This window comes from Streptomyces sp. NPDC048434 (genome assembly GCF_043200375.1).
GTDB lineage: Bacteria > Actinomycetota > Actinomycetes > Streptomycetales > Streptomycetaceae > Streptomyces.
Genome location: NZ_JBICXQ010000010.1, coordinates 162,727 through 183,929, shown reverse-complemented (window position 1 = coordinate 183,929; position 21,203 = coordinate 162,727). Strand labels below are relative to the sequence as shown.

Here is a 21,203-nt window from a genome sequence, read left to right as displayed (position 1 = left end):
AAATGTCGACGCGGCCCCCGGGGGGCCCCCCCCCCATTCTGGCGGCCCCCGCCCCGGGGGGGGGGGGGGGGGCCCCCCGCCCCCCCCCCCCCCCCCGCGCCCCTGTGCCTCACTGCGGTGTGGACTGCGGCTCAGCAGGAAGGACGTGCTTGGCGGCGATGGCCTTCGCGGTGTCCGAGTCGGGACCGGGCTGCGGCACGAAGACCGCCTCCCGGTAGTAGCGCAGTTCCGCGATGGATTCGCGGATGTCCGCCAGCGCCCGGTGGTTGCCGTTCTTGTCCGGACTGTTGAAGTAGGCCCGCGGGTACCAGCGCCGGGCCAGTTCCTTCACGGACGAGACATCGACGATCCGGTAATGGAGATAGTCCTCCAGCGTCGGCATGTCGCGCAGCAGGAAGCCACGGTCGGTGCCGACGGAGTTGCCGCACAGCGGCGCCTTCCGCGGCTCCGGCACATGCTGCTTGATGTACGCAAGCACCTGCGCCTCGGCCGCCTCCAGCGTCGTCCCGCCGTCCAGCTCCTCCAGCAGCCCGGAGGCGGTGTGCATCTGGCGCACCACTTCAGGCATGGTGCCGAGCGCCTCGGCCGGGGGGCGGATCACCACATCCACCCCGTCGCCCAGCACATTCAGCTCCGAGTCGGTGACCAGCGCGGCCACCTCGATGAGCGCGTCATTCGCCAGCGAGAGTCCGGTCATCTCGCAGTCGATCCACACCATGCGATCGTTCATACATCTCACCCTACGGGGCGCTCGCGCTGTCCGGGCAGCACGGGGCGGACCGTTCCCCTCCCCACCGCGGTTTCCGGCATCCGGGAGGCGTACGCGTCCGACTGCGGTTTGCCCGCTTCGCCCGCTTCGGCGGACGCCAGACCATGGCCGGCCAGCGCGGCGGCGGAGAAGCGCTCCCCGCCCGCCCCCAGCGCCGCCCGCTCCCGCTCCGGCCGCTCGGCGCGCTCGGCCCGCTCCGGTCTGAGTCCGGGTTCGGGTGCCCCGTTCTGCGGCCGCCGTGCACGGTAGGCCGCCCGGTAGGCCGCGGGCGAGGCGCCCAGCTGCCTGCGGAAGTGGCCACGCAGCGCGACCGGCGAGCGGAATCCGCAGCGCCCCGCGACCTCGTCCACCGAATAGTCGGAGGTCTCCAGCAGCCGCTGGGCCTGCAGCACCCGCTGAGTGATCAGCCACTGCAGTGGAGCGCTCCCGGTAAGGGACCGGAAGCGCCGGTCGAAGGTGCGGCGGCTCATGTACGCGCGCGCGGCCAGGGTCTCCACGTCGAACTGCTCGTGGAGGTGCTCCAGCGCCCAGGCGACGACCTCGGCCAGCGGGTCGGCGCCGATCTCTTCAGGTAATGACCTGTCGAGGTAGCGCTGGTGCCCCATTTCGGAGGCGGTGCGGCGGGGCGGCACGACGAGCCGGCGGGCCAGCGCGTTCGCGGCGTCCGCGCCGTGGTCGGTGCGCACGATGTGCAGACACAGATCGATGCCGGCCGCCGTCCCCGCGGAGGTGAGCACATCGCCGTCGTCGACGAACAGCTCGCGGGGGTCCACATGGACGGACGGATAACGCTTGGCGAGCGTCGGCGCGTACATCCAATGGGTCGTGGCCGGACGGCCATCGAGGAGTCCGGCTGCGGCGAGGACGAACGCCCCCGTGCACAACCCGACGATTCTGGCCCCTTCTTCGTGCGCGCGGCGCAGCGCATCGAGCGCCGCGGGCGGCGGGGCCTGGGTGATGGAACGCCAGGCCGGTACGACGACCGTCCCGGCGCGGGAGATCGCCTCCAGCCCGTAGGGGGCGGAAAGTTCGAGCCCCCCGGTCGTGCGCAAAGGCGCATCTTCGCCCGCGCACACAAGTAGCCGGTACCGCGGAACGCCTGCGTCTTGGCGGTCGATGCCGAAGACCGAGAGCGGAATGGAGCTCTCGAAAATGGGGCCGCCACTGAAGAGGAGCACCGCGACTATTTCGCGGCGTCGTCGGGCGGCGAGCTTGCGTGCGGCATCTGGTACGGCAGCGGAGTCCTGGCTCATGGCACTTAAGCCCCCCTCGGTCGTCTCGCCCTCTCGGTCCTGCACAGTTCCCCCGCCGTTACTACCAAGATCGAATCTACTGTGTCCCGTGAGGATGGAGTGCCAAGTTCACCACCCGCTGGTATGTCGATATGGCAACTTGGCGCGAAGCATTCGATCACGAAGCGTTCCACTCGTCGGGCCTACATGGGAAGTACGCGTCTCGGCTCTGCCCGTTCGCAGTAGGGCACAACCATGCCCAGCGGTCCTTTCCTCCCTGCTCACACCAGGGTTGAGGGGTGCTCAGGGCAAGGTGCGGACCTCGGCCGGAAGTTGGCTGAAAACGGTCGCGCGCAGACTTGCAAGCGCCTCAGTCGGCCGGCGTACGCCCTTCGGAGTGCCGGCCGCTCCCATGCGCCGTCGACACCAAATATGCGCTTCTGTCCCGGTGCCTTCCGGTCTCGCGCACACGGATCCGCGCGGCGGTCCGTTCGGATTGCCGCAGCAGTGCGCGGCAGGCGCAGGTCACCGCGGCCAGACCGGCGGCGGTGCCGGCCGCGCCGGCCCAGGAGACCCCGCTGATGATCAGTACGAGGGGCACCAGGGCGCAGCTGAAGGCGCTCCAGTGCATGACATCGCTCACTGGGTCGGGTGATCTGTCGGACGGCAACGGCATCGTGTGCTCCCCTCGGACGGCCTGCTACTACAACGCCGCCGACGATCATGGGTCACCGCGAGGGGTACGTACGGGGGCAGGCCGGGGCATTGCCATCCGCGCCACGCTCCGGCATGCTCCGGGGAACGTTCGAGGCCCCACCCACCTCGCGCGGACGCTTCGGGTCCGCGGCGGGCTCTGGGCAGCGGGGGAGTGGCGCCGTACTCTTGGGGTATCGGGTTGGGAAGATGATTCCCAGTCGTATCGTTCCTCATTGAACTATGGCTCCCGCACCTCGATAGAGCCAGCTCAGTCAACTGCCGGATCAAGTCAATCGCCGTTCCCCGTTCGCCCCTCCGCAAGAGGACGTCCTCGCCGAGACACCAATGGCCGGTCACGAAATTCCCGAACCCGCGGACCGCAAGCAGGTCGCCGATCCGATGGCGGACCTCGAAGCGGCAGAAAAGACGCGTCATTCCTGCGACCCCGCGTTCCGGCACGGCGTCGTGGTCGGCTTCGACGGCTCCATGTCGAGCGAGCGAGCGTTGGCGTATGCAATCGGTATGGCCCGGCGTCTCGGCTCCGGGTTGATCATCGTCCATGTGGCCAACCGGCTGCCGACGACCGTCTGGGCGGGCTGTGAGCCCCCGGTCTTCGTGGACGTGCCGGATCACCGCACCGAAGTGCTCGGCCTGGAGCTGGCCTGCGCGGACCATCTCACCGAGGTCCCCTGGGTCCTGGTCGAGCGCGGCGGCGACATCTGCCATGAGCTGGAGGAGGTCGGCCGGGAGTACGAGGCCGACGCGATCGTGGTCGGCTCCACCCACGGCATCGTCGGCCGGATCTTCGGCTCGGTGGCCGGCCGGCTGGCCCGCCGGGCGCAGCGCCCGGTGATCGTGATTCCCTGACGCCTCGCCGGCGCGCCGCCAACTCCCCGCGGCACGCGGCAGCTTCGCCCCCGCATGATCGGCTCTCCGCGGCTTGCGCACAGTTGAGGGGGCGTCATGAGGATTGTGCGCAGCCGCATTTCTCCTGACCTGCGCAGGTGGATTGTGCGCTGGTGAAGGGTAGAAAACGGTCACGTGGGCGCGCCGCATTCACGGGCCCGGCGGCCGCGCGCACGGCAACTGCGTGCTGCCGGCCGGGAGGTGACGGTTCCCGGGGCGGCGGCATCCTGCCGGCGTATGGGCGATGCCGGCAAAGGGGAGGCGGCGGCTCCGCGCGTATGGTGGCACGCGCGGAGCGCTGCTCCCGCGCCTGAGCCGGCGCCGCTTTCGCGGGGGCGGCCGAGCGCTGTGGGGTGCTCAATTGTCGCTTCGGTGGAGCGGGGTGGATGACGTCGCCGTGATCCAGGGATCCGGCCCGTCGTCCAGGGGTGCCGCTCCACCGTGATCCGCGGGTTCTACTCCACCGTGACGGACTTGGCGAGGTTGCGGGGCTTGTCGATGTCCCGGCCCAGGGCCAACGCCGTGTGGTAGGCGAGCAGTTGCAGCGGGATGCCCATCAGGATCGGGTCCAGCTCGGGCTCGTTCTTCGGGACGACGATGGTGTGGTCGGCCTTCTCCTGCTCCTGGTGCGCGACGGCCAGGATGCGGCCGCTGCGGGCCTTGATCTCCTCCAGCGCGGCGCGGTTCTTCTCCAGCAGGTCGTCGTCGGGGACGATCGCGACGGTCGGCATCGCGGGCTCGATGAGGGCCAGCGGGCCGTGCTTGAGCTCCGAGGCCGGGTAGGCCTCGGCGTGGATGTAGGAGACCTCCTTGAGCTTCAGGGAGGCCTCGCGCGCCACCGGGTAGCCGCGCACCCGGCCGATGAACATCATCGACTTGGCGTCCGCGTACAGCTCGGCCATCTTCTTGATGTCCGCCTCGGTCTCCAGGATCTCGTCGATCTGCGCGGGCAGCTTGCGCAGGCCGTCGATGATCCGCTTGCCGTCCGCGACGGACAGGTCACGGATCCGGCCGAGGTGCAGGGCGAGCAGCGCGAAGGAGACCACCATGTTGGTGAAGCACTTGGTGGAGACCACACAGACCTCGGGACCCGCGTGCACGTAGATGCCGCCGTCGGTCTCCCGGGCGATCGCCGAGCCGACCACGTTGACCAGGCCCAGCACCCGTGCGCCCTTGCGCTTGAGCTCCTGGACGGCCGCCAGCACGTCGTAGGTCTCACCGGACTGGGAGACCGCCACATACAGCGTGTCGGGGTCCACGACCGGGTTGCGGTAGCGGAACTCGGAGGCCGGCTCGGCGTCCGAGGGGATACGGGCCAGCTCCTCGATCATCTGGGCACCGATCTGGCCCGCGTGGTACGAGGTGCCGCAGCCGAGGATCTTCACCCGGCGCACCCCGCGCGCCTCACGGGCGTCGAGGTTCAGGCCGCCGAGGTGCACGGTGGAGAAGCGGTCGTCGATCCGCCCGCGCAGCGCGCGGTCCACCGCGTCCGCCTGCTCGGAGATCTCCTTGTGCATGTAGGTGTCGTGGCCGCCCAGGTCGTACGACTCGGCCGCGTACTCGACGGTCTCCGGAGCGGACGTGGTCCGCGAGCCCTCGGTGGTGTACGTGCGGTAGTCGTCGGCCTTGAGGGTGGCCATCTCGCCGTCGTCGAGGGTGACGACCTGGCGGGTGTGCGAGACCAGCGCGGCGACGTCCGAGGAGACGAACATCTCGTGCTCGCCGATGCCGAGCACGACCGGGGAGCCGTTGCGGGCGACGACGATCCGGTCGGGGAAGTCGGCGTGCAGCACGGCGATGCCGTACGTGCCCTCGATGTGCCGCAGCGCCTCGCGGACCCTCTCCTCCAGCTTCTCGGCCGTCGAGCGGCCGATCAGGTGGGCCAGCACCTCGGTGTCGGTCTCGGAGGCGAAGGTGATGCCGTCGGCGGTCAGCCGGGTACGCAGGTCGGCGGCGTTGTCGATGATGCCGTTGTGGACGACCGCGACCTTGCCCTCGGTGTCGAGGTGCGGGTGGGCGTTCTCGTCGGTGGGCGCGCCATGGGTGGCCCAGCGGGTGTGCGCGATGCCTGTGGTGCCCGCGAACCGCTTCGGCAGCCGTGACTCCAGCTCACGGACCCGGCCCTTGGCCTTGGCCGTCTTGAGGCCGCCTGCGGCCTTGCCGGTGCCCTTGGCGTGGATGGCGACACCCGCCGAGTCGTAGCCGCGGTACTCCAGCCGCTGCAGGCCCTCCAGCAGCAGCGGAGCAACATCACGTTTGCCGATATAGCCGACGATCCCGCACATACAGTGACCCTCCGAGAAGAACGTTGTGGCAATGGTTCGTGCCGCCCGGCGTCCCGGGCGTGACCGTCAGCCGTAGACGAGGCGGCGCAGCTGGCGGGCCGAGAGATCGGGCGGGGCCACGGCGCGGTGCGGCATCTCGTGGCGGATCCGTTCGAAGATCTCCTCGTTGCGCAGTCCCTGGGACTGCAGCTCCCGATGGCGCCGACGGACGAATTCCTCCGTCGTCTCGTCGAAGTACGCCAGCACATCCAGCACCACCCGGGCGGCCTCACCGCGCTGCAGCGGTGTGCTGCGCACCAGGTGGTCCACCAGGTCTTCGTGCGGCGCCTCAGCGCTGCGGTTACGGCGTTCGAGCACCCGTCGATATTGCGGGGCGCCGCGCGGATACGCAAGAAATCTGCCCGATATCGGGCACATCCCCGATTTGGCGGCTGGAAAGTGGTCTAAACCTTGACCGGAATCGAGGCTCACGGTACGCATGGTCACCGTTCGGTCGCTCCATGCCATGCACGACGTCATGCACGAGGTTCGCCGAAGGGAGCGTCGATGAGACGACGCAGACTGCTGTTCTCGCTGCTGCTGGTCGCGGCGGCGGGGCTGGGAACCGCCGCCGTACCGCCGCCGGGGGCCGCGGCCGCCCGGGCCGCCACCCCACTGGACCAGGTGATCCCCGCGCCCGCCTCCGTGCACGGCGGCGGGGACGCGTACACCCTCGGTGACCGCACTCGGATCCGCGTGCCGGGCGGCTCCGGCGAGGCCAAGAGGGTCGCCGGCCATCTGGCGGGGCTGCTGCGGCCCGCCACCGGCTTCGCTCTCCCGGTGACCACCAAGGACGGCCGGGACGGCATCGTCCTCCGGCTCGGCGGCAGCGGCACCAAGGGGCTGGGAGCCGAGGGCTACCGGCTGACCTCCGGCGGGCGCGCGGTCACGATCAGCGCCGCCCGCCCGGCGGGCCTCTTCCACGGCGTCCAGACCCTGCGCCAGCTGCTGCCGGGCGACGTGGAGCACCAGCGCGTCCGGCAAGGGCCCTGGCGGATCGCCGGGGGCACCATCGCCGACTCCCCGCGCTACGCCTACCGCGGGGCGATGCTGGACGTCTCCCGGCACTTCTTCACCGTCGCGCAGGTCAAGCGGTATATCGACCAGCTCGCCATGTACAAGATCAACAAGCTGCATCTGCACCTCTCCGACGACCAGGGCTGGCGGATCGCCATCAAGTCCTGGCCGCGGCTGGCGACCTACGGCGGCTCCACCCAGGTCGGCGGCGGCGCCGGGGGCTACTACACCAAGGACGACTACCGCGAGATCGTCCGCTATGCCGCCGCCCGCTATCTGACCGTCGTCCCCGAGATCGACATGCCGGGCCACACCAACGCCGCGCTGGCCTCCTACGCCCCGCTCAACTGCAACGGACAGGCCCCGCCGCTCTACACCGGCACGGAGGTCGGCTTCAGCTCCCTGTGCGTCCCGAAGAAGGAGACGTACGACTTCGTGGACGATGTCATCGGCGAGCTCGCGGCCATGACCCCCGGCCGCTACCTCCATATCGGCGGTGACGAGGCGCACTCCACCAGCCATGAGGACTACGTGACCTTCATGGACAAGGTGCAGCCGGTGGTCGCCAAGTACGGCAAGACCGCGATCGGCTGGCACCAGCTGACCGGAGCGCACCCGGCGAAGGGCGCCGTCGCCCAGTACTGGGGCTATGACAAGACGGGCGCGGCCGAGCGCCGGCAGGTCGCCGACGCCGCCAGGAACGGCACCCGGCTGATCCTCTCGCCCGCCGACCGCGCCTACCTCGACATGAAGTACGACAAGAACACGCCGCTGGGCCTGGCCTGGGCCGGCTATGTCGACGTCAGGCGCTCCTACGACTGGGACCCGGGCAGCTACCTCGAGGGTGCCCCCGCGGACTCCGTCCTGGGCGTCGAGGCGCCCCTGTGGTCCGAGACCCTCTCCACCTCCGCGCACATCGAGTACATGGCCTTCCCGCGGCTGCCGGGCATCGCGGAGCTGGGCTGGTCCCCGGCGTCCACGCATGACTGGGACGGCTACAAGGTGCGGCTGGCCGCCCAGGGCCCGCGCTGGGACGCACTGGGCATCGGCTATTACCGTTCTCCCGAGGTGCCGTGGCCCGCGAAGTGAGGGCGTGAGCCGGCCGGGCGGCCCGTACGCCCGGCCGGCTCACGACTGCCGGGCGGGGCACCTCGGTCGGCCCGCCCGGCAGTCGAGGAGCAGGAGCAAGCGGATGGACCCCATGTCGGATGACGGCAGCGAACTGCGCGCCCTGGTGGAGCGCTTGGCCGAACCCGGTGAGCGGGTGGTGGACATGCTGCCGGTGGACAAGGGGAACTGCCGGCTGCGGACCACCCCGGCACCGCCCAGGGACCTGGAACTGTCCGTGTTCGGCGGGGTGTTGTGGCACGAGCGGTCCATGGCGTCGCGGGCCACCTCGGTCGTCCTGGACCTGGTCTTCTCGACCCAGCCGACGCGCGGGCACTTCGGCGACCCGGCGGCGCGCCGGAAGTGCCTGGAGAAGAAGCACGCCTTCTGGGGTACGTGGGACAGCCTGGCGGGCGGCCTGCTGCGCGGTCTGCAGCCGGTCGGCCCGGTGCTGCAGAAGATCCTGCTGCTGACCGACCGCCGGATACAGCTGGTGTACGTGGGCGGGAGCCCCAAGGGCACCGCCTCCGTACCGCTCGAAGAGGGCTGGCGGGCCGATCCGCGGACGATCGCCTGGGTCCGCGACTGCAAGGACTACACCCGGGGCCACTACCAGCTGGGCTTCACCGACGGCTCCTGGATGCCGGTCTTCTTCCCCCGCACGGTCCGCGACCGCTTCGCCGCGCTCTACCCGCACGCCCAGCACTGGAAGGCACCGCTGCCGGACGTCCTGGCCGGCCCCGCCGCGCAGGGCCGGCCGTAGGACGCGGGGTCAGGCGGTCACACCCAGCTCCCGTGCGATCAGCATCCGCTGGACCTCGCTGGTGCCCTCGCCGATCTCCAGGATCTTGGCGTCCCGCCACATCCGGGCGACCGGATACTCGTTCATGAAGCCGTATCCGCCGTGGATCTGGGTGGCCTCGCGGGCGTTGTCCACCGCGATCTCGGAGGAGTAGAGCTTGGCGAGCGCGGCCTCCTTCTTGAAGGGCTCGCCGTGCACCAGCCGGGAGGCGGCATGGCGCCAGGACAGCCGGGAGGTGTGGGCGCGCATCTCCATGTCGGCGAGCTTGAACTGGATGGCCTGGTTGGTGCCGATCGCGCGGCCGAAGGCCTGCCGCTCCTTGGCGTAGCGCACCGACTCGTCCACACAGCCCTGGGCGAGGCCGGTGGCCAGCGCCGCGATGGCGATCCGGCCCTCGTCGAGGATGCGCAGGAACTGGGCGTAGCCCCGGCCCTCCTCGCCCAGCAGGTTGGCGGCCGGGACCCGGACGTCGGAGAAGGACAGCTCGCGGGTGTCCGAGGCGCTCCAGCCGACCTTGGAGTACGGGGCGCCGACCGTGAAGCCGGGGGTGCCGGACGGCACGATGATCGAGGAGATCAGCGGGGCGCCGTCGGCCTTGCGGCCGGTGACGGCGGTGACCGTGACCAGGCCGGTGATGTCCGTACCGGAGTTGGTGATGAAGCACTTGCTGCCGTTGATCACCCAGTTGTCGCCGTCGCGTACGGCGGTCGTACGGGTGGCGCCGGCGTCCGAGCCGCCGTCCGGCTCGGTGAGGCCGAAGGCGCCGAGCAACTCACCGCTGCACAGCTTGGGCAGCCACGCGCGCTTCTGCTCCTCGGTGCCGAAGTGGTAGATCGGCATGGCGCCCAGGGAGACGCCGGCCTCCAGGGTGATGGCCACCGAGGAGTCGACCCGGGCCAGCTCCTCCAGGGCGATGCCGAGCGCGAGGTAGTCGCCGCCCATCCCGCCGTACTCCTCGGGGAACGGCAGGCCGAACAGGCCCATCCGGCCCATCTCCTGCACGATCTCGTACGGGAACGCATGCTGCTCGTAGTACTCGCCGATCTTCGGGGCGACGACGTCGTGCGCGAAGGCCTCGACCGTACGCCGGAGTTCTTCCAGCTCGGCGGGGAGACGGTGGTCAAGGGACATGAGGGTCACTCCTTGTGGGAGAGGGCGCGAAGGGTGCGGGAGGGACTCGGCCGGCCCAGGACGTCCGCCATCCACACGCTGGTGGCGGTCAGCCGGTCCAGGTCGACCCCGGTCTCGATGCCGAGGCCGTGCAGCATCCACACGAGGTCTTCGGTGGCGAGGTTGCCGGTGGCGCTCTTGGCGTACGGGCAGCCGCCGAGGCCGCCCGCCGAGGCGTCGATGGTGGTGATGCCGTGCTGCAGCGCGGCGAAGGTGTTGGCGAGGGCCTGCCCGTAGGTGTCGTGGAAGTGCACACCGAGACGGGAGGTGGGGACGCCCGCCTCGTTGAGGGAGGCCAGCAGCGCCTGCACCTGGCCGGGGGTGGCCACGCCGATGGTGTCGCCCAGGCTCAGCTCGTCGCAGCCCAGGTCGAGCAGCGCCCGGCAGACCCGGACGGTCTGCGCGATGGGCACCGGGCCCTCCCAGGGGTCGCCGAAGCACATCGAGAGATAGCCGCGGACCTGCACCTTGGCGTCCTTGGCCCGCTCGACGACCGGCGCGAACATCGCCAGCGCCTCGTCGACCGTGCGGTTGAGGTTGGCCTTGGCGAACGACTCGGTGGCACTGCCGAACACCGCGATCCGGCGGGCGCCCAGGTCGAGCGCACGGTCCAGACCGCGCTCGTTGGGCACCAGTACGGGGAGCCGGTGCGGATCGATGTCGCCCAGCTGCGGGAACAGCTGCTCCGCATCGGCGAGTTGGGGCACCCACTTGGGGTGGACGAAGCTGGTGGCCTCGACGGTCGGCAGGCCCGCGTCGGCGAGCCGGTGGATGAACTCGGCCTTGACCTCCGTGGGCACGACGGTCTGCTCGTTCTGCAGGCCGTCGCGCGCGCCGACCTCATGGATCCGTACGCGGGTGGGCAGCCCCTCCGCGGGGACCTCCATCGGCAGTCCGGCTGCGGTCATGATGCGCTCCCCTGCTCGGCCTCGGCTGCCGTCGCGGACGCGGCGGCCTCTTCGGGGTTCTCGTGCGGGGTGATGACGGCCAGGATCTGGTCCATGGCGACGGTGCTGCCCGCGGTCACGTCCAGTTCGGTGACAGTGCCGGCGTGCGGTGCGGAGATGACGTGTTCCATCTTCATCGCCTCGACCACCAGCAGGCCCTGGCCCGCGGCCACCTCGTCGCCGACGGCCACCTTGACGACGGTGACGGTGCCCGGCATCGGGGCGGCCAGGGTGTCCGCGCCATGTGCCCCGGCGGCCCCGCGCAGCGCCGCCGCCACCGGGTCGTACGAGGTCACCTGCCAGGAATCGCCGTCCCGGCCGAGCCAGTCGCCGCTGCGGCGGAAGGTGTGCAGCACCCCGTCGACGGTGACCCGTACGCGGTCCGGCGCGACCTGCCCGGCCGCCGCCCCCGGCCGTACGTCGTGGGCGACCGGGTCATGGCCAGGGACGCGCAGCCAGTGGCGGACCGGGGCGGGCTCGGCGCCGAGACGGAAGCCGTTCGGCGCGGCGAACGGGTCGCGCCAGCCGCCGTCGGCGACCGCCGGCTCCAGGGCCGCCTGCCGTACCGCGGCGGCCGCCGCGTACACCTCGTCCGGCACCTCGCCGTCGACCAGGCCGGCCGCCTCGCGCTCGACCAGGCCGGTGTCCAGCTCGCCGGACACCACGTCCGGATGGGCCAGCAGCCGCCGCAGGAAACCGGCGTTGGTGGTCACCCCGAGGGTGACCGTCTCCGCCAGCGCGGCCCGGAGCCGGCGCAGCGCACTCGCCCGGTCCGGGCCATGGGCGATGACCTTGGACAGCATCGGGTCGTAGCGGCTGCCGACCTCCACGCCCTCGGACAGACCGGAGTCCGTGCGCAGCCCGTCGCCCCGGACCTCGTGCAGGGCCAGCACCGTGCCGCCGGTCGGCAGGAAGTCACGGGCCGGGTCCTCGGCACAGATCCGTGCCTCGATGGCGTGCCCGGTGAGGGTGATGTCCTCTTGGGCGTAGGGGAGATGCTCGCCGGCCGCGACCCGCAGCTGCCACTCCACCAGGTCGATGCCGGTGATGAGTTCGGTGACCGGGTGCTCGACCTGGAGGCGGGTGTTCATCTCCATGAAGTAGTACGAGGCCGGGTCCTTGCCCGGGACGATGAATTCGACGGTGCCGGCGCCGCGGTAGCCGCAGGAGCGGGCCGCCTGCACGGCCGCCTCGCCCATCGCGGCGCGGGTCGCCTCGTCCAGCAGGACCGAGGGGGCCTCCTCGATGACCTTCTGATGGCGGCGCTGGAGGGAGCACTCGCGCTCGCCGAGGTGGATCACCTTGCCGTGGCCGTCCGCCAGCACCTGGATCTCGATGTGCCGGGGCCGGTCGATCCAGCGCTCGACGAGGAGGGTGTCATCGCCGAAGGAGGAGCGGGCCTCGCGGCGGGCGGCGGCGATCTCGTCGGCCAGCAGCGCCTCGTCACGGACCAGCCGCATGCCCTTGCCGCCGCCGCCCGCGGACGGCTTGAGCAGCACCGGCATGCCGATCTCCCGTGCCGCCGCGGCCAGTTGACCGTCGTCCAGGCCGCTGCCCGAGGAGCCGGGGACGACCGGGACTCCGGCCTCCCGCACCGTCTCCTTGGCCCGGATCTTGTCGCCCATCAGCTCGATGGCTTCGGCGGACGGGCCGATGAAGACCAGCCCGGCGTCCGCGCAGGCGCGGGCGAAGGCGGCGTTCTCGGCGAGGAAGCCATAGCCCGGGTGGACCGCCTGCGCACCGGTCCGGGCGGCCGCGTCCAGCAGCCGCTCCACGGACAGATAGCTCTCGGCGGCCGGGGCCGGACCGATCCGTACGGCCGTGTCGGCCTCGCGGACATGGCGGGCGTCGGCGTCCGCATCGCTGAAGACGGCGACCGAGCGGATGCCGAGGGCGCGCAGCGTACGGATGACACGGACCGCGATCTCGCCTCGGTTGGCGATGAGCACGGTGTCGAAATTGGTGGCCATTGCTGGGGACATCCCTCTCACATCCGGAAGACGCCGTAGCCGGGCGCGGTGCTGTCCTTCTGGGGAAGCGGTGCGTTGGCACAGGCGGTCAGCGCCAGTCCCAGCACCTGCCGGGTCTCCAGCGGGTCGATCACGCCGTCGTCCCACAGCCGCGCGGTCGCGTAATAGGCGTTGCCCTGGCTCTCGTACTGCTCGCGGACCGGCGCCTTGAACGCGGCCTCCTCCTCGGCGCTCCACTCCTCGCCGTGCGCTTCGAGCTGGTCGCGCTTGACGGTCGCGAGGACGGAGGCGGCCTGTTCGCCGCCCATCACCGAGATCTTGGCGTTCGGCCACATCCACAGGAAGCGGGGGGAGTAGGCCCGGCCGCACATGGAGTAGTTGCCCGCCCCGTAGGAGCCGCCGATGACGACCGTCAGCTTGGGCACGCGGGTGCAGGCCACCGCCGTCACCATCTTCGCGCCGTGCTTGGCGATACCGCCGGCCTCGTACGAGCGGCCGACCATGAAGCCGGAGATGTTCTGCAGGAACAGCAGCGGGATACCGCGCTGGTCGCACAGCTCGATGAAGTGGGCGCCCTTCTGGGCGGATTCGGAGAACAGGATGCCGTTGTTGGCGACGATGCCGACGGGGTGGCCGTGGAGATGGGCGAAGCCGGTGACCAGTGTCGTGCCGTACTCCGCCTTGAACTCCGCGAAGCGGGAGCCGTCCACGAGCCGCGCGATCACCTCCCGGACGTCATAGGGCGTACGGGAGTCAGCGGGCACCATGCCGTACAGACCGGCCGGGTCGGCCTTCGGCTCCTCGACGGTCCGTACGGTCCACGGGAGCGGCTCGCGCTCGCCGAGGGTGGAGACGATGCTGCGCACCAGGCGCAGCGCATGGGCGTCGTCCTCGGCGAGATGGTCGGTGACGCCGGAGGTCTTGGCGTGCACCTCGCCGCCGCCCAGCTCCTCGGCGGTGACGACCTCGCCGGTGGCGGCCTTCACCAGCGGCGGTCCGCCCAGGAAGATCGTGCCCTGGTTGCGGACGATCACTGCCTCGTCGCTCATGGCGGGGACATAGGCGCCGCCCGCCGTGCAGGATCCGAGGACGGCGGCGATCTGCGGGATACCGGCGCCGGACATCCGGGCCTGGTTGTAGAAGATCCGCCCGAAGTGCTCCCGGTCGGGGAAGACCTCGTCCTGCATCGGCAGGAAGGCACCGCCGGAGTCCACGAGGTACAGGCAGGGCAGCCGGTTCTCCAGGGCGATCTCCTGCGCCCGCAGATGCTTCTTGACCGTCATCGGGTAGTACGTACCACCCTTGACCGTGGCGTCATTGGCGACGATCACCGTCTCGCGGCCGGAGACCCGGCCGATGCCGGCGATCACCCCGGCGGCCGGCGCGGCCCCGCCGTACATCCCCTCCGCGGCCAGCGGCGCCAGCTCCAGGAACGGGGAGCCGGGGTCCAGCAGGGCGTCCACCCGGTCGCGGGGCAGCAGCTTGCCGCGCGCGGTGTGCCGCGCCCTGGCCTTCTCGCCGCCCCCCAGCCGGGCCGCCGCGAGCTTCTCGCGCAGCTGTGCGGCCAGCTCACGGTGCGCGGCCTCGTTGGCCCGCCAGGAGTCGGACGCCGGATCGGCGGCGCTCCCCAGCACCGGTGCCTGCTCCATCAAGACGAGCCCCCTTGCTCGGTCAGCTGTCCCGGCAGCCGCGGTCCGCGGCTGCCGGGCCATCCGGGTTAATGGGCGTTAACCTCATTGCCTTCAGGTTAACGAGCACTAACCCAGCTGTCTACAATCGACGGCATGAGTAATGCGCAGGACTCCGCCCCGACCAGCCGCCGTGAGCAGATCCTCAAGGAGGCGGCCCGGCTCTTCGCGGAGCGCGGGTTCCACGGCGTCGGTGTGGACGAGATAGGGGCGGCCGTGGGCATCTCCGGCCCCGGCCTCTACCGGCACTTCGCCGGCAAGGACGCGATGCTCGCCGAACTGCTGGTCGGAATCAGTGAGCGGCTGCTCGACGGCGGCCGGATGCGGGTGGCGGAGGGCGGGGAGAGCCCGGAGGCGGTGCTGCATGCGCTGATCGACGGCCATATCGACTTCGCGCTGGACGACCGGCCGCTGATCACCCTGCACGACCGCGAGCTGGACCGGCTGCGGGAGGCCGACCGCAAGCGGGTCCGCCGGCTCCAGCGGCAGTATGTGGAGCTGTGGGTGGAGGTGGTCCGCCGGGTCCACCCGGCCCCCTCCGAATCCCAGGCACGCGCCGCGGTGCACGCCGTCTTCGGCCTGCTCAACTCCACCCCGCACCTCGGCCGCCCGGGTGCCCTCCCGGGCCGTACGGAGATGGCGGAACTGCTGCACCGGCTGGCGCTGGGAGCGTTCGGCGCGGCGGCTGGGGAGGCGGCGGCCGACGCGGCGGCGGGGGAGTCCATGGCGGCGGCGGTGCCGGGCGCGTGAGCCGGGTCCTGGGCCGGGTCCTGGGCCGCACAGGTTTTCGTTGACCTCTGGACAGCCTAGGTGACTGGCCGGTAGCTTTCGCTGAGCAAGCGCTTAGCCATGCGCTTGGTCCGGCGACATGGAGGAGGCGACGTAGCAATGCGCCGTACGGTGTTCAACGAGGATCACGAGGCGTTCCGCGAGACGATACGCGCCTTCATCGAGGCCGAGGTCGTCCCTGTGCACGACGAGTGGTTCGCCGCCGGCCAGGCCCCGCGCGACTTCTACTACAAGCTCGCCGAACTGGGCGTCTTCGGTATCCGTGTCCCCGAGGAGTACGGCGGCGCCGGCATCGACTCGCACAAGTTCGAGGCCGTGATGTACGAGGAGACCTCCCGCGCGGGCGTCTCCTTCGGCGGCTCCGGCGTGCATGTGCTGCTCGGTCTGCCGTACATCCAGATGCTCGCCACCGACGAGCAGAAGAAGCGCTACCTGCCGAACTTCGTCAGCGGCGAGGAGATGTGGGCGCTCGCGATGACCGAGCCGGGCACCGGCTCCGACCTCGCGGGCATGAAGACCACCGCGAAGCTGTCGGACGACGGCACGCACTACGTCCTCAACGGCGCCAAGACCTTCATCACCGGCGGTGTGCACGCCGACCGTGTCATCGTCTGCGCCCGCACCGCCGCCCCCCGCGAGGACGACCGCCGCCACGGCATCTCGCTCTTCGCCGTGGACACCAAGTCCGAGGGCTACTCCGTCGGCCGCAAGCTGGACAAGCTCGGCCTGAAGGTCTCCGACACCGCCGAGCTGGCCTTCGTCGACGTCAAGGTCCCGGTCGACGACCTGCTGGGCGAGGAGAACAAGGGCTTCGCCTACCTGGGCCTGAACCTCGCCTCCGAGCGCTGGGGCATCGCCTTCGGCGCCTACGCCCAGGCCAAGGCCGCCGTCCGGTTCGCCAAGGAGTACGTGCAGGAGCGCACCGTCTTCGGCAAGCCCGTCGCCGCCTTCCAGAACACCAAGTTCGAACTGGCCGGCTGCCAGGCCGAGGTGGACGCGGCCGAGGCCGTCGCCGACCGCGCCCTGGAGGCCCTGGACGCCGGCGAGCTGAGCCCGGCCGAGGCCGCCTCCGCCAAGCTGTTCTGCACCGAGGTCGCGCACCGCGTGATCGACAAGTGCCTCCAGCTGCACGGCGGTTACGGCTTCATGAACGAGTACCCGATCGCCCGCCTGTACGCCGACAACCGCGTCAACCGCATCTACGGCGGCACCAGCGAGGTCATGAAGATGATCATCGCCAAGTCCATGGGCCTCTAGGCCGTAAGGGCCACACGCACGTGAACGACGCACTCCTGTCCCTGCTCGATCTGCTCGCCCTGGAGCGGATCGAGCAGGACATCTTCCGCGGCCAGAGCCGCGCCTCGGTCGTGCCCCGCGTCTTCGGCGGCCAGGTCGCCGCCCAGGCCCTGGTCGCGGCCGGCCGGACGGTCCCCGCCGACCGTCCGCCGCACTCCCTGCACGCGTACTTCCTGCGCCCCGGCGACCCCGGTGCGCCCATCGTCTACACCGTCGACCGGATCCGCGACGGCCGGTCCTTCACCACCCGACGGGTCGTCGCCGTCCAGCACGGCCAGCCGATCTTCCACCTCTCGGCCTCCTTCCAGGTCCATGAGGAGGGCCTGGAACACCAGGAGCCGATGCCACCGGCACCGGACCCGCTGACCCTGCCCACGGCCGCCGAGATGCTGCCGCGCCACGCGGACCGGTTCGTCGATCCGGGCGTCACCGAGCGGCTGCTGGAGGCGCGGGCCGCGATCGATCTGCGGTACGTGGACGAGCCGCCGTTCGGCACCGTCGGCCAGGTACGTGAGCCCCGCTCGCAGGTGTGGTTCCGGACGAACGGCGACCTGGACAAGGCGCTCGCCGACGGCGCCGGCTGCGGTGACACCGTCACCCGCCCCCTGCTGGACATCTGCCTGGTCACCTATGTCTCCGACATGACCTTGCTGGACTCGATCCTGCTCGCGCACGGCCGGGGCGGCTGGGCGGTCGGCGATGTGGTCGGCGCGAGCCTGGACCACGCGATGTGGTTCCACCGTCCGGTGCGCGCCGACGACTGGCTGCTCTACGACCAGGAGTCACCCACTGCCCAGGGCGGCCGGGGGCTGGGCAAGGGCCGGATCTTCACGGCGGACGGGCAGTTGGCGGTGTCGGTGATTCAGGAGGGGGTTATTCGGGTGCCGCGGGGTTAGGTGGGGGCGGGGCGGAGGGGCATGGGGTTCGCCGGGGCAATTGCGTTGTGACGGCTTTTTTGGGGGGCCTGCCCAGAAGGCATGGCACCCCGCCACCCACCCGCCCGTCGGACACCAGCCGCGTTCAGCTCTCGTCAGGCTGCGTGACTTGCTGGACGAGCAGCAGCGCGAGCGGGCCGCCTTGAAGCAGGAAGCAGCCTTCTGCGGCGGCCTGGATCGCGTCGGACATCGGCCACCACATGAGTTTGAAGTTCTCTTCATTCGGCGTGAGTTGCTGTGGGCCGCAGGTGAGACCTTCGGCCAGGTAGAGGTAAATGCGGGCGGTCGAGTGCAGGGTCATGGCGTAGGAGCCGAGGGGGCGCCAGGTCTTGGCGGTGACGCCGGCTTCCTCACGCAGCTCGCGTTGCGCGCATTGTTCCGGTGTTTCGCCGGGCTCCCGGCGCCCTCCGGGAAGGAACAGGTAGTCCCCTCCATGCGCGGGGAATTCGGTGGTCAGGACGGCGACCATGCCGTTTGGGTCACGGGCCACGATGACGGAGGCGTCACGCGTCGACTCCCGGTCGGGTGCGTCGGTCATGGCCCGAGAGCGTATCCGCCTGAGGCGCCGACAGAGTCAGCCAGGCGGCGAACGGCACGTTCAGAACCGTGGGGTGTGTGATCCCGCGGCCGTGGTAGCCGTCCTCGCCGAAGGCGTCGCCGTGGTCGGCACACATGATGACCAGCCATCTCTTGGCGCTGGTGAGCCCGTCCACCAGGCGGCCAAGGTGTTCGTCTGCGTATGCGAGCGCGGCGGCCTGGGAGTGCCAGGAGTCAGTGCTGTCTCCGACGTAGTGGCCGTGAGGGACGTGGGCCGCCGAGACGTTGACGAACAGGAACAGCGGCCGGCCGGCGTGCTTCTCGGCGATGGCCAGAGCATGATCGACCTGGTGGCGCGTGGAGTCGGGCTCCGGTGAGCAGAACTCCGGCCGCCAGTGGTCCTCGTGGAACATGTCCGGAAGGACCGACCCGAGCGGGGTTTCCCGCGAGAAGTACGTCACGCCGCCGATGCACACGGTGCGGTATCCGTACAGGGCGAGCCCGGTGAGGAGGTTCGGTGCGTCGAAGACGAACGTGCCGGGATCGACGGTCTTGAAGGCGGGAGGGCGGCACTCCCACAGGCGCGGTGGTTGGGCGGGCTGTGGGAGCTTGGGCAGGAAGCCGGAGAAGAACGCCATATGCGCAGGGAGAGTGAAGGTGCCAGGGGTGCGGCGTTCTTCCCACTGACCGCCTGGGAGCATCGTCGCCAGGCGCGGGGTCTGGCCGGCGTGCAGGGCAGCGCGCGCTACGTCATAGCGCAACGAGTCGAGGGTAACGAAGAGGACGCTGATGCCACTCTGAATGACCTCTGACACGTCGATCACGTCGTCTCCACCAGGTCTCGTCGCAGCGTAATCCGGCCTTTGGCCTGGTCGTTGACGGGGATCGGCACCCGGTCTGCGGCGATCATCTCGCGCACTTTCGCCAGGCCGGTGTCCTCGGTGAGCGGCTGGCCCTCCGCGTCGTAGAGGCGGATGGTGACGGTCTGCCGGCCGCCGTCGCCGGTCGTGGACAGCAGGGCACCGGGGATGTTTCCGAGGGCCTGCATGGCGTGCACAAGCTGATCCTCATTGGCCTCGCCGAGGTCCGCCAGCTGGCAACTGAAGTGCTGGGCGTTGATGGCCCCGCGGCAGAATCGCCGGTGAAACTCTCCGGTGATGGAGTGGCCGTCGTGGGCCACCGCGATCCGGGACGTCTGGCTCACCACGACGAAGCACGCAGCGACCCACCAGGCCACGCCCTGGTGGATCTCCCCCGGGAATGTGCCGGCGACGCGGCCGTCACGGATGACGGCATCGGTGTCGATCGAGTTAAGCACGCCTCACCTCCAGGTGCTTGATGATGATGTCGGCCAGGTCGTCCGGGCGCTGCCCGTCGGTGGGGAGCGTGACCGCGCTTGGGTCCTCTTCGGCCACGGCGTCAAAGTTCGCCCGCAGTCTGGCCAGGCGGCCGGGTACGCCGAACAGCTCGGTGTCGTCCTGCTTCACGTCCGTCTTGGTCCCCAACCGCTTCTTCAGCGAACAATCGGAGCTGGCGACGTAGAACGTGACGTCCGGTGCCAGCAGGTACGGCGTGAAGGGGGCGATCAGCTTCTTCGCCTGCTCCAGGTCGACCCGGTTGACGGCGGTGTGGCAGGCCATGACCGAGGAGGCATACCGGTCTGCGATCACCGGCCCTGCCCTCAGCGCCTCGCGTACGACGTCGGCGGTGTGCAGGAGGCCGGAGAGGTAGAAGGCGAACTGCGGCAGCGGCCGAAGCTGTGCGTTGATCGCAGAGGACAGGCCGGTGTGCGGCTCGGGAAGGGTGTGGATGGCTGTTGCACCGAGCCGTTTGGCCAGGAGGCGGGTGAGCGTGGACTTTCCGACACCAGAGACGCCTTCCAGGACCACGAACGGCCCTCTACGGCCTTCTTGCGCCCCGGGTGTGTACGGGGCGCGCAGGGGGCTCATAGGGTGCCCTCGGTGAAGGCGGCCACGTGCTCGGCCACTGCCGGGGGAATGGTCTCCGGATCGGCCAGCAGCGGCCGGATGTCCCTGCGCAAGTCCTCCCGCAGCAGGCAGGGCTGGATACCGCCGGCGTGGTCCATGCGCAGAGCCCAGAAACCCTCGACGCACTTGGCCCGCACGGGACAGGTTCCGCACTGACCGACGTGGTGGCGGCCCAGTTCACGGTGGATGACGTCGATCTCGATGCCGTCGATGCGGAAAATCCTCCGGCCCTGGCCGACACCGGAGACCTCTACCTCCTCGTCGCTGGTCAGGGTGCGCAGGTGGTCGATGATTCCCTGGGCACCGACAGCGGAGGCCTTCCGGCCGACGTTGAAGTCGGTGTCGACCAGCTCGATGAACTGCACCGGCATCCTGCGGTCGAGAGCGAAGGTGAGGATGTCTCGCAGCTCGTGCTCGTTCTCGCGCTGGATGAGCGTGTTCAGCTCCACCCGCTCGAACATCTCCCGCGCAGCCTCGATCCCGTCCAGGACGGTCGCAACGCTGGACCGGGTCTGGGCGATGGCCCGGAAGGAGTCGTCGGAGAAGTAGTGCAGGGAGATCTTCACCTTGTCCAGACCGGTCGAGGCGAGCCAGTCCTGATGCGTGCGCACCAGAAGCCCGTTCGTGATCAGCGCGTAGGACACATCCGGGCCCCTAACGGGGAGCTGAGTGAGGATTGGCCGGGCGAGCTTCGACGCCAGCGGCTCACCGCCAGTGAAGTACACCCGCCTCAAACCGGCGCCGATCAGCTCACGCAGCACGTTCACGTAGTCGGCGGCGGCTAGTTCGCGGGCACGTGGTTGAGCGTCGCGATGCAGGTGGGTGAACGGCGGCGGTACGTCGCCTTCGTTGTGGCAGAACCAGCACTTCACGTTGCAGATGGGGGTGAGAGAGACCCTGAGCTGTCCGCGCAGTGCCGCGAAGTTCCGCAGCGCAGTCCAGTCCACATCGGCTTTCGGGAGAGGAACGGCCATGAGGTGCTCCTTTGGTCGCGTGCTTGTGGTTCGGCAGTTCGCCCCGGGCCGGGCGA

At 70.3% G+C, this 21,203-nt stretch carries 20 protein-coding genes; 6 read left to right on the top strand and 14 right to left on the bottom strand.

Annotation, left to right across the window (positions count from 1 at the left end; genetic code table 11):
- Window positions 1–109: 109 nt before the first annotated feature.
- The 3 genes from orn to ACGFWI_RS14465 all read right to left on the bottom strand — a co-directional run bounded on the left by orn (window position 110) and on the right by ACGFWI_RS14465 (window position 2,632).
- Window positions 110–730 (bottom strand): oligoribonuclease, encoded by a 621-nt coding sequence (gene orn / locus ACGFWI_RS14475; protein ID WP_393906287.1) that lies wholly within the window; start codon window positions 728–730, stop codon window positions 110–112.
- Window positions 731–735: 5 nt separating this feature from the next.
- Entirely contained in the window at window positions 736–2,022 is a 1,287-nt protein-coding gene (locus ACGFWI_RS14470) for a GlxA family transcriptional regulator (protein ID WP_393906286.1), read from the bottom strand.
- A 349-nt stretch (window positions 2,023–2,371) separates the two neighbouring features.
- Window positions 2,372–2,632, bottom strand: coding sequence for a hypothetical protein (locus tag ACGFWI_RS14465; protein ID WP_393906285.1), 261 nt, complete (start codon window positions 2,630–2,632; stop codon window positions 2,372–2,374).
- Window positions 2,633–3,042: 410 nt separating this feature from the next.
- Between ACGFWI_RS14465 and ACGFWI_RS14460 the strand changes: the two genes are divergently transcribed.
- Entirely contained in the window at window positions 3,043–3,564 is a 522-nt protein-coding gene (locus tag ACGFWI_RS14460; RefSeq protein WP_159480989.1) for a universal stress protein, read from the top strand.
- A gap of 494 nt (window positions 3,565–4,058) precedes the next feature.
- Here ACGFWI_RS14460 and glmS read toward each other — a convergent pair whose 3' ends face one another.
- Window positions 4,059–5,888, bottom strand: coding sequence for a glutamine--fructose-6-phosphate transaminase (isomerizing) (gene glmS, locus ACGFWI_RS14455; RefSeq protein ID WP_393906284.1), 1,830 nt, complete (start codon window positions 5,886–5,888; stop codon window positions 4,059–4,061).
- Window positions 5,889–5,954: 66 nt separating this feature from the next.
- On the bottom strand, window positions 5,955–6,245 hold the full coding sequence (locus tag ACGFWI_RS14450; RefSeq protein ID WP_129244688.1) for a hypothetical protein: 291 nt from the start codon (window positions 6,243–6,245) through the stop codon (window positions 5,955–5,957).
- Window positions 6,246–6,434: 189 nt separating this feature from the next.
- Here ACGFWI_RS14450 and ACGFWI_RS14445 point away from each other — a divergent pair, with 189 nt between their 5' ends.
- Both ACGFWI_RS14445 and ACGFWI_RS14440 read left to right on the top strand, forming a co-directional pair.
- Entirely contained in the window at window positions 6,435–8,033 is a 1,599-nt protein-coding gene (locus tag ACGFWI_RS14445) for a beta-N-acetylhexosaminidase (RefSeq protein ID WP_393906283.1), read from the top strand.
- Window positions 8,034–8,136: 103 nt separating this feature from the next.
- Window positions 8,137–8,814: a hypothetical protein gene (locus ACGFWI_RS14440; protein ID WP_393906282.1), complete on the top strand. Its 678-nt coding sequence runs from the start codon at window positions 8,137–8,139 to the stop codon at window positions 8,812–8,814.
- A gap of 9 nt (window positions 8,815–8,823) precedes the next feature.
- On the opposite strand, the gene ACGFWI_RS14435 is transcribed toward ACGFWI_RS14440, so the two are convergent.
- Genes ACGFWI_RS14435 through ACGFWI_RS14420 form a run of 4 tightly spaced genes read right to left on the bottom strand, consistent with a single transcriptional unit; the run spans window position 8,824 to window position 14,589 of the window.
- Window positions 8,824–9,984 carry an acyl-CoA dehydrogenase family protein gene (locus tag ACGFWI_RS14435; protein WP_393906281.1) on the bottom strand — a complete coding sequence of 387 codons (1,161 nt, stop codon included), beginning with the start codon at window positions 9,982–9,984 and terminating at the stop codon, window positions 8,824–8,826.
- Window positions 9,985–9,989: 5 nt separating this feature from the next.
- Window positions 9,990–10,931 carry a hydroxymethylglutaryl-CoA lyase gene (locus ACGFWI_RS14430; RefSeq protein WP_393906280.1) on the bottom strand — a complete coding sequence of 314 codons (942 nt, stop codon included), beginning with the start codon at window positions 10,929–10,931 and terminating at the stop codon, window positions 9,990–9,992.
- Window positions 10,928–12,940 (bottom strand): acetyl-CoA carboxylase biotin carboxylase subunit, encoded by a 2,013-nt coding sequence (locus tag ACGFWI_RS14425; RefSeq protein WP_393906279.1) that lies wholly within the window; start codon window positions 12,938–12,940, stop codon window positions 10,928–10,930. The genes ACGFWI_RS14430 and ACGFWI_RS14425 overlap by 4 nt, the downstream gene beginning before the upstream one ends.
- A 17-nt stretch (window positions 12,941–12,957) precedes the next feature.
- Window positions 12,958–14,589, bottom strand: coding sequence for a carboxyl transferase domain-containing protein (locus ACGFWI_RS14420; protein WP_393906278.1), 1,632 nt, complete (start codon window positions 14,587–14,589; stop codon window positions 12,958–12,960).
- A 135-nt stretch (window positions 14,590–14,724) separates the two neighbouring features.
- Here ACGFWI_RS14420 and ACGFWI_RS14415 point away from each other — a divergent pair, with 135 nt between their 5' ends.
- From ACGFWI_RS14415 to ACGFWI_RS14405, 3 genes are all read left to right on the top strand, one after another.
- A complete protein-coding gene (locus ACGFWI_RS14415; protein WP_393906277.1) occupies window positions 14,725–15,378 on the top strand; it encodes a TetR/AcrR family transcriptional regulator in 654 nt (217 codons plus the stop codon).
- Between the two features lie 138 nt (window positions 15,379–15,516).
- Window positions 15,517–16,674, top strand: a complete 1,158-nt coding sequence (locus tag ACGFWI_RS14410) for an acyl-CoA dehydrogenase family protein (RefSeq protein ID WP_393906276.1) — start codon at window positions 15,517–15,519, stop codon at window positions 16,672–16,674.
- A 20-nt stretch (window positions 16,675–16,694) separates the two neighbouring features.
- A complete protein-coding gene (locus tag ACGFWI_RS14405; RefSeq protein WP_393906275.1) occupies window positions 16,695–17,609 on the top strand; it encodes an acyl-CoA thioesterase in 915 nt (304 codons plus the stop codon).
- 124 nt (window positions 17,610–17,733) lie between these two features.
- Here the strand turns inward: ACGFWI_RS14405 and ACGFWI_RS14400 are convergent, their stop codons facing one another.
- Genes ACGFWI_RS14400 through ACGFWI_RS14380 form a run of 5 tightly spaced genes read right to left on the bottom strand, consistent with a single transcriptional unit; the run spans window position 17,734 to window position 21,147 of the window.
- Window positions 17,734–18,186 carry an NUDIX hydrolase gene (locus ACGFWI_RS14400; RefSeq protein ID WP_393906274.1) on the bottom strand — a complete coding sequence of 151 codons (453 nt, stop codon included), beginning with the start codon at window positions 18,184–18,186 and terminating at the stop codon, window positions 17,734–17,736.
- Window positions 18,152–19,009 carry an STM4013/SEN3800 family hydrolase gene (locus ACGFWI_RS14395; protein ID WP_393906273.1) on the bottom strand — a complete coding sequence of 286 codons (858 nt, stop codon included), beginning with the start codon at window positions 19,007–19,009 and terminating at the stop codon, window positions 18,152–18,154. The genes ACGFWI_RS14400 and ACGFWI_RS14395 overlap by 35 nt, the downstream gene beginning before the upstream one ends.
- The gene (locus ACGFWI_RS14390; protein WP_393906272.1) at window positions 19,006–19,503 is read right to left on the bottom strand and encodes a hypothetical protein; all 498 of its coding nucleotides are present in this window, start codon (window positions 19,501–19,503) and stop codon (window positions 19,006–19,008) included. Before ACGFWI_RS14390 ends, ACGFWI_RS14395 begins: the two co-directional genes overlap by 4 nt.
- Complete coding sequence (locus ACGFWI_RS14385) at window positions 19,496–20,134, bottom strand: dTMP kinase (protein WP_393906271.1); 639 nt, start codon at window positions 20,132–20,134, stop codon at window positions 19,496–19,498. Before ACGFWI_RS14385 ends, ACGFWI_RS14390 begins: the two co-directional genes overlap by 8 nt.
- Window positions 20,131–21,147, bottom strand: coding sequence for a radical SAM protein (locus ACGFWI_RS14380; protein WP_393906270.1), 1,017 nt, complete (start codon window positions 21,145–21,147; stop codon window positions 20,131–20,133). Before ACGFWI_RS14380 ends, ACGFWI_RS14385 begins: the two co-directional genes overlap by 4 nt.
- Window positions 21,148–21,203 lie beyond the last annotated feature (56 nt).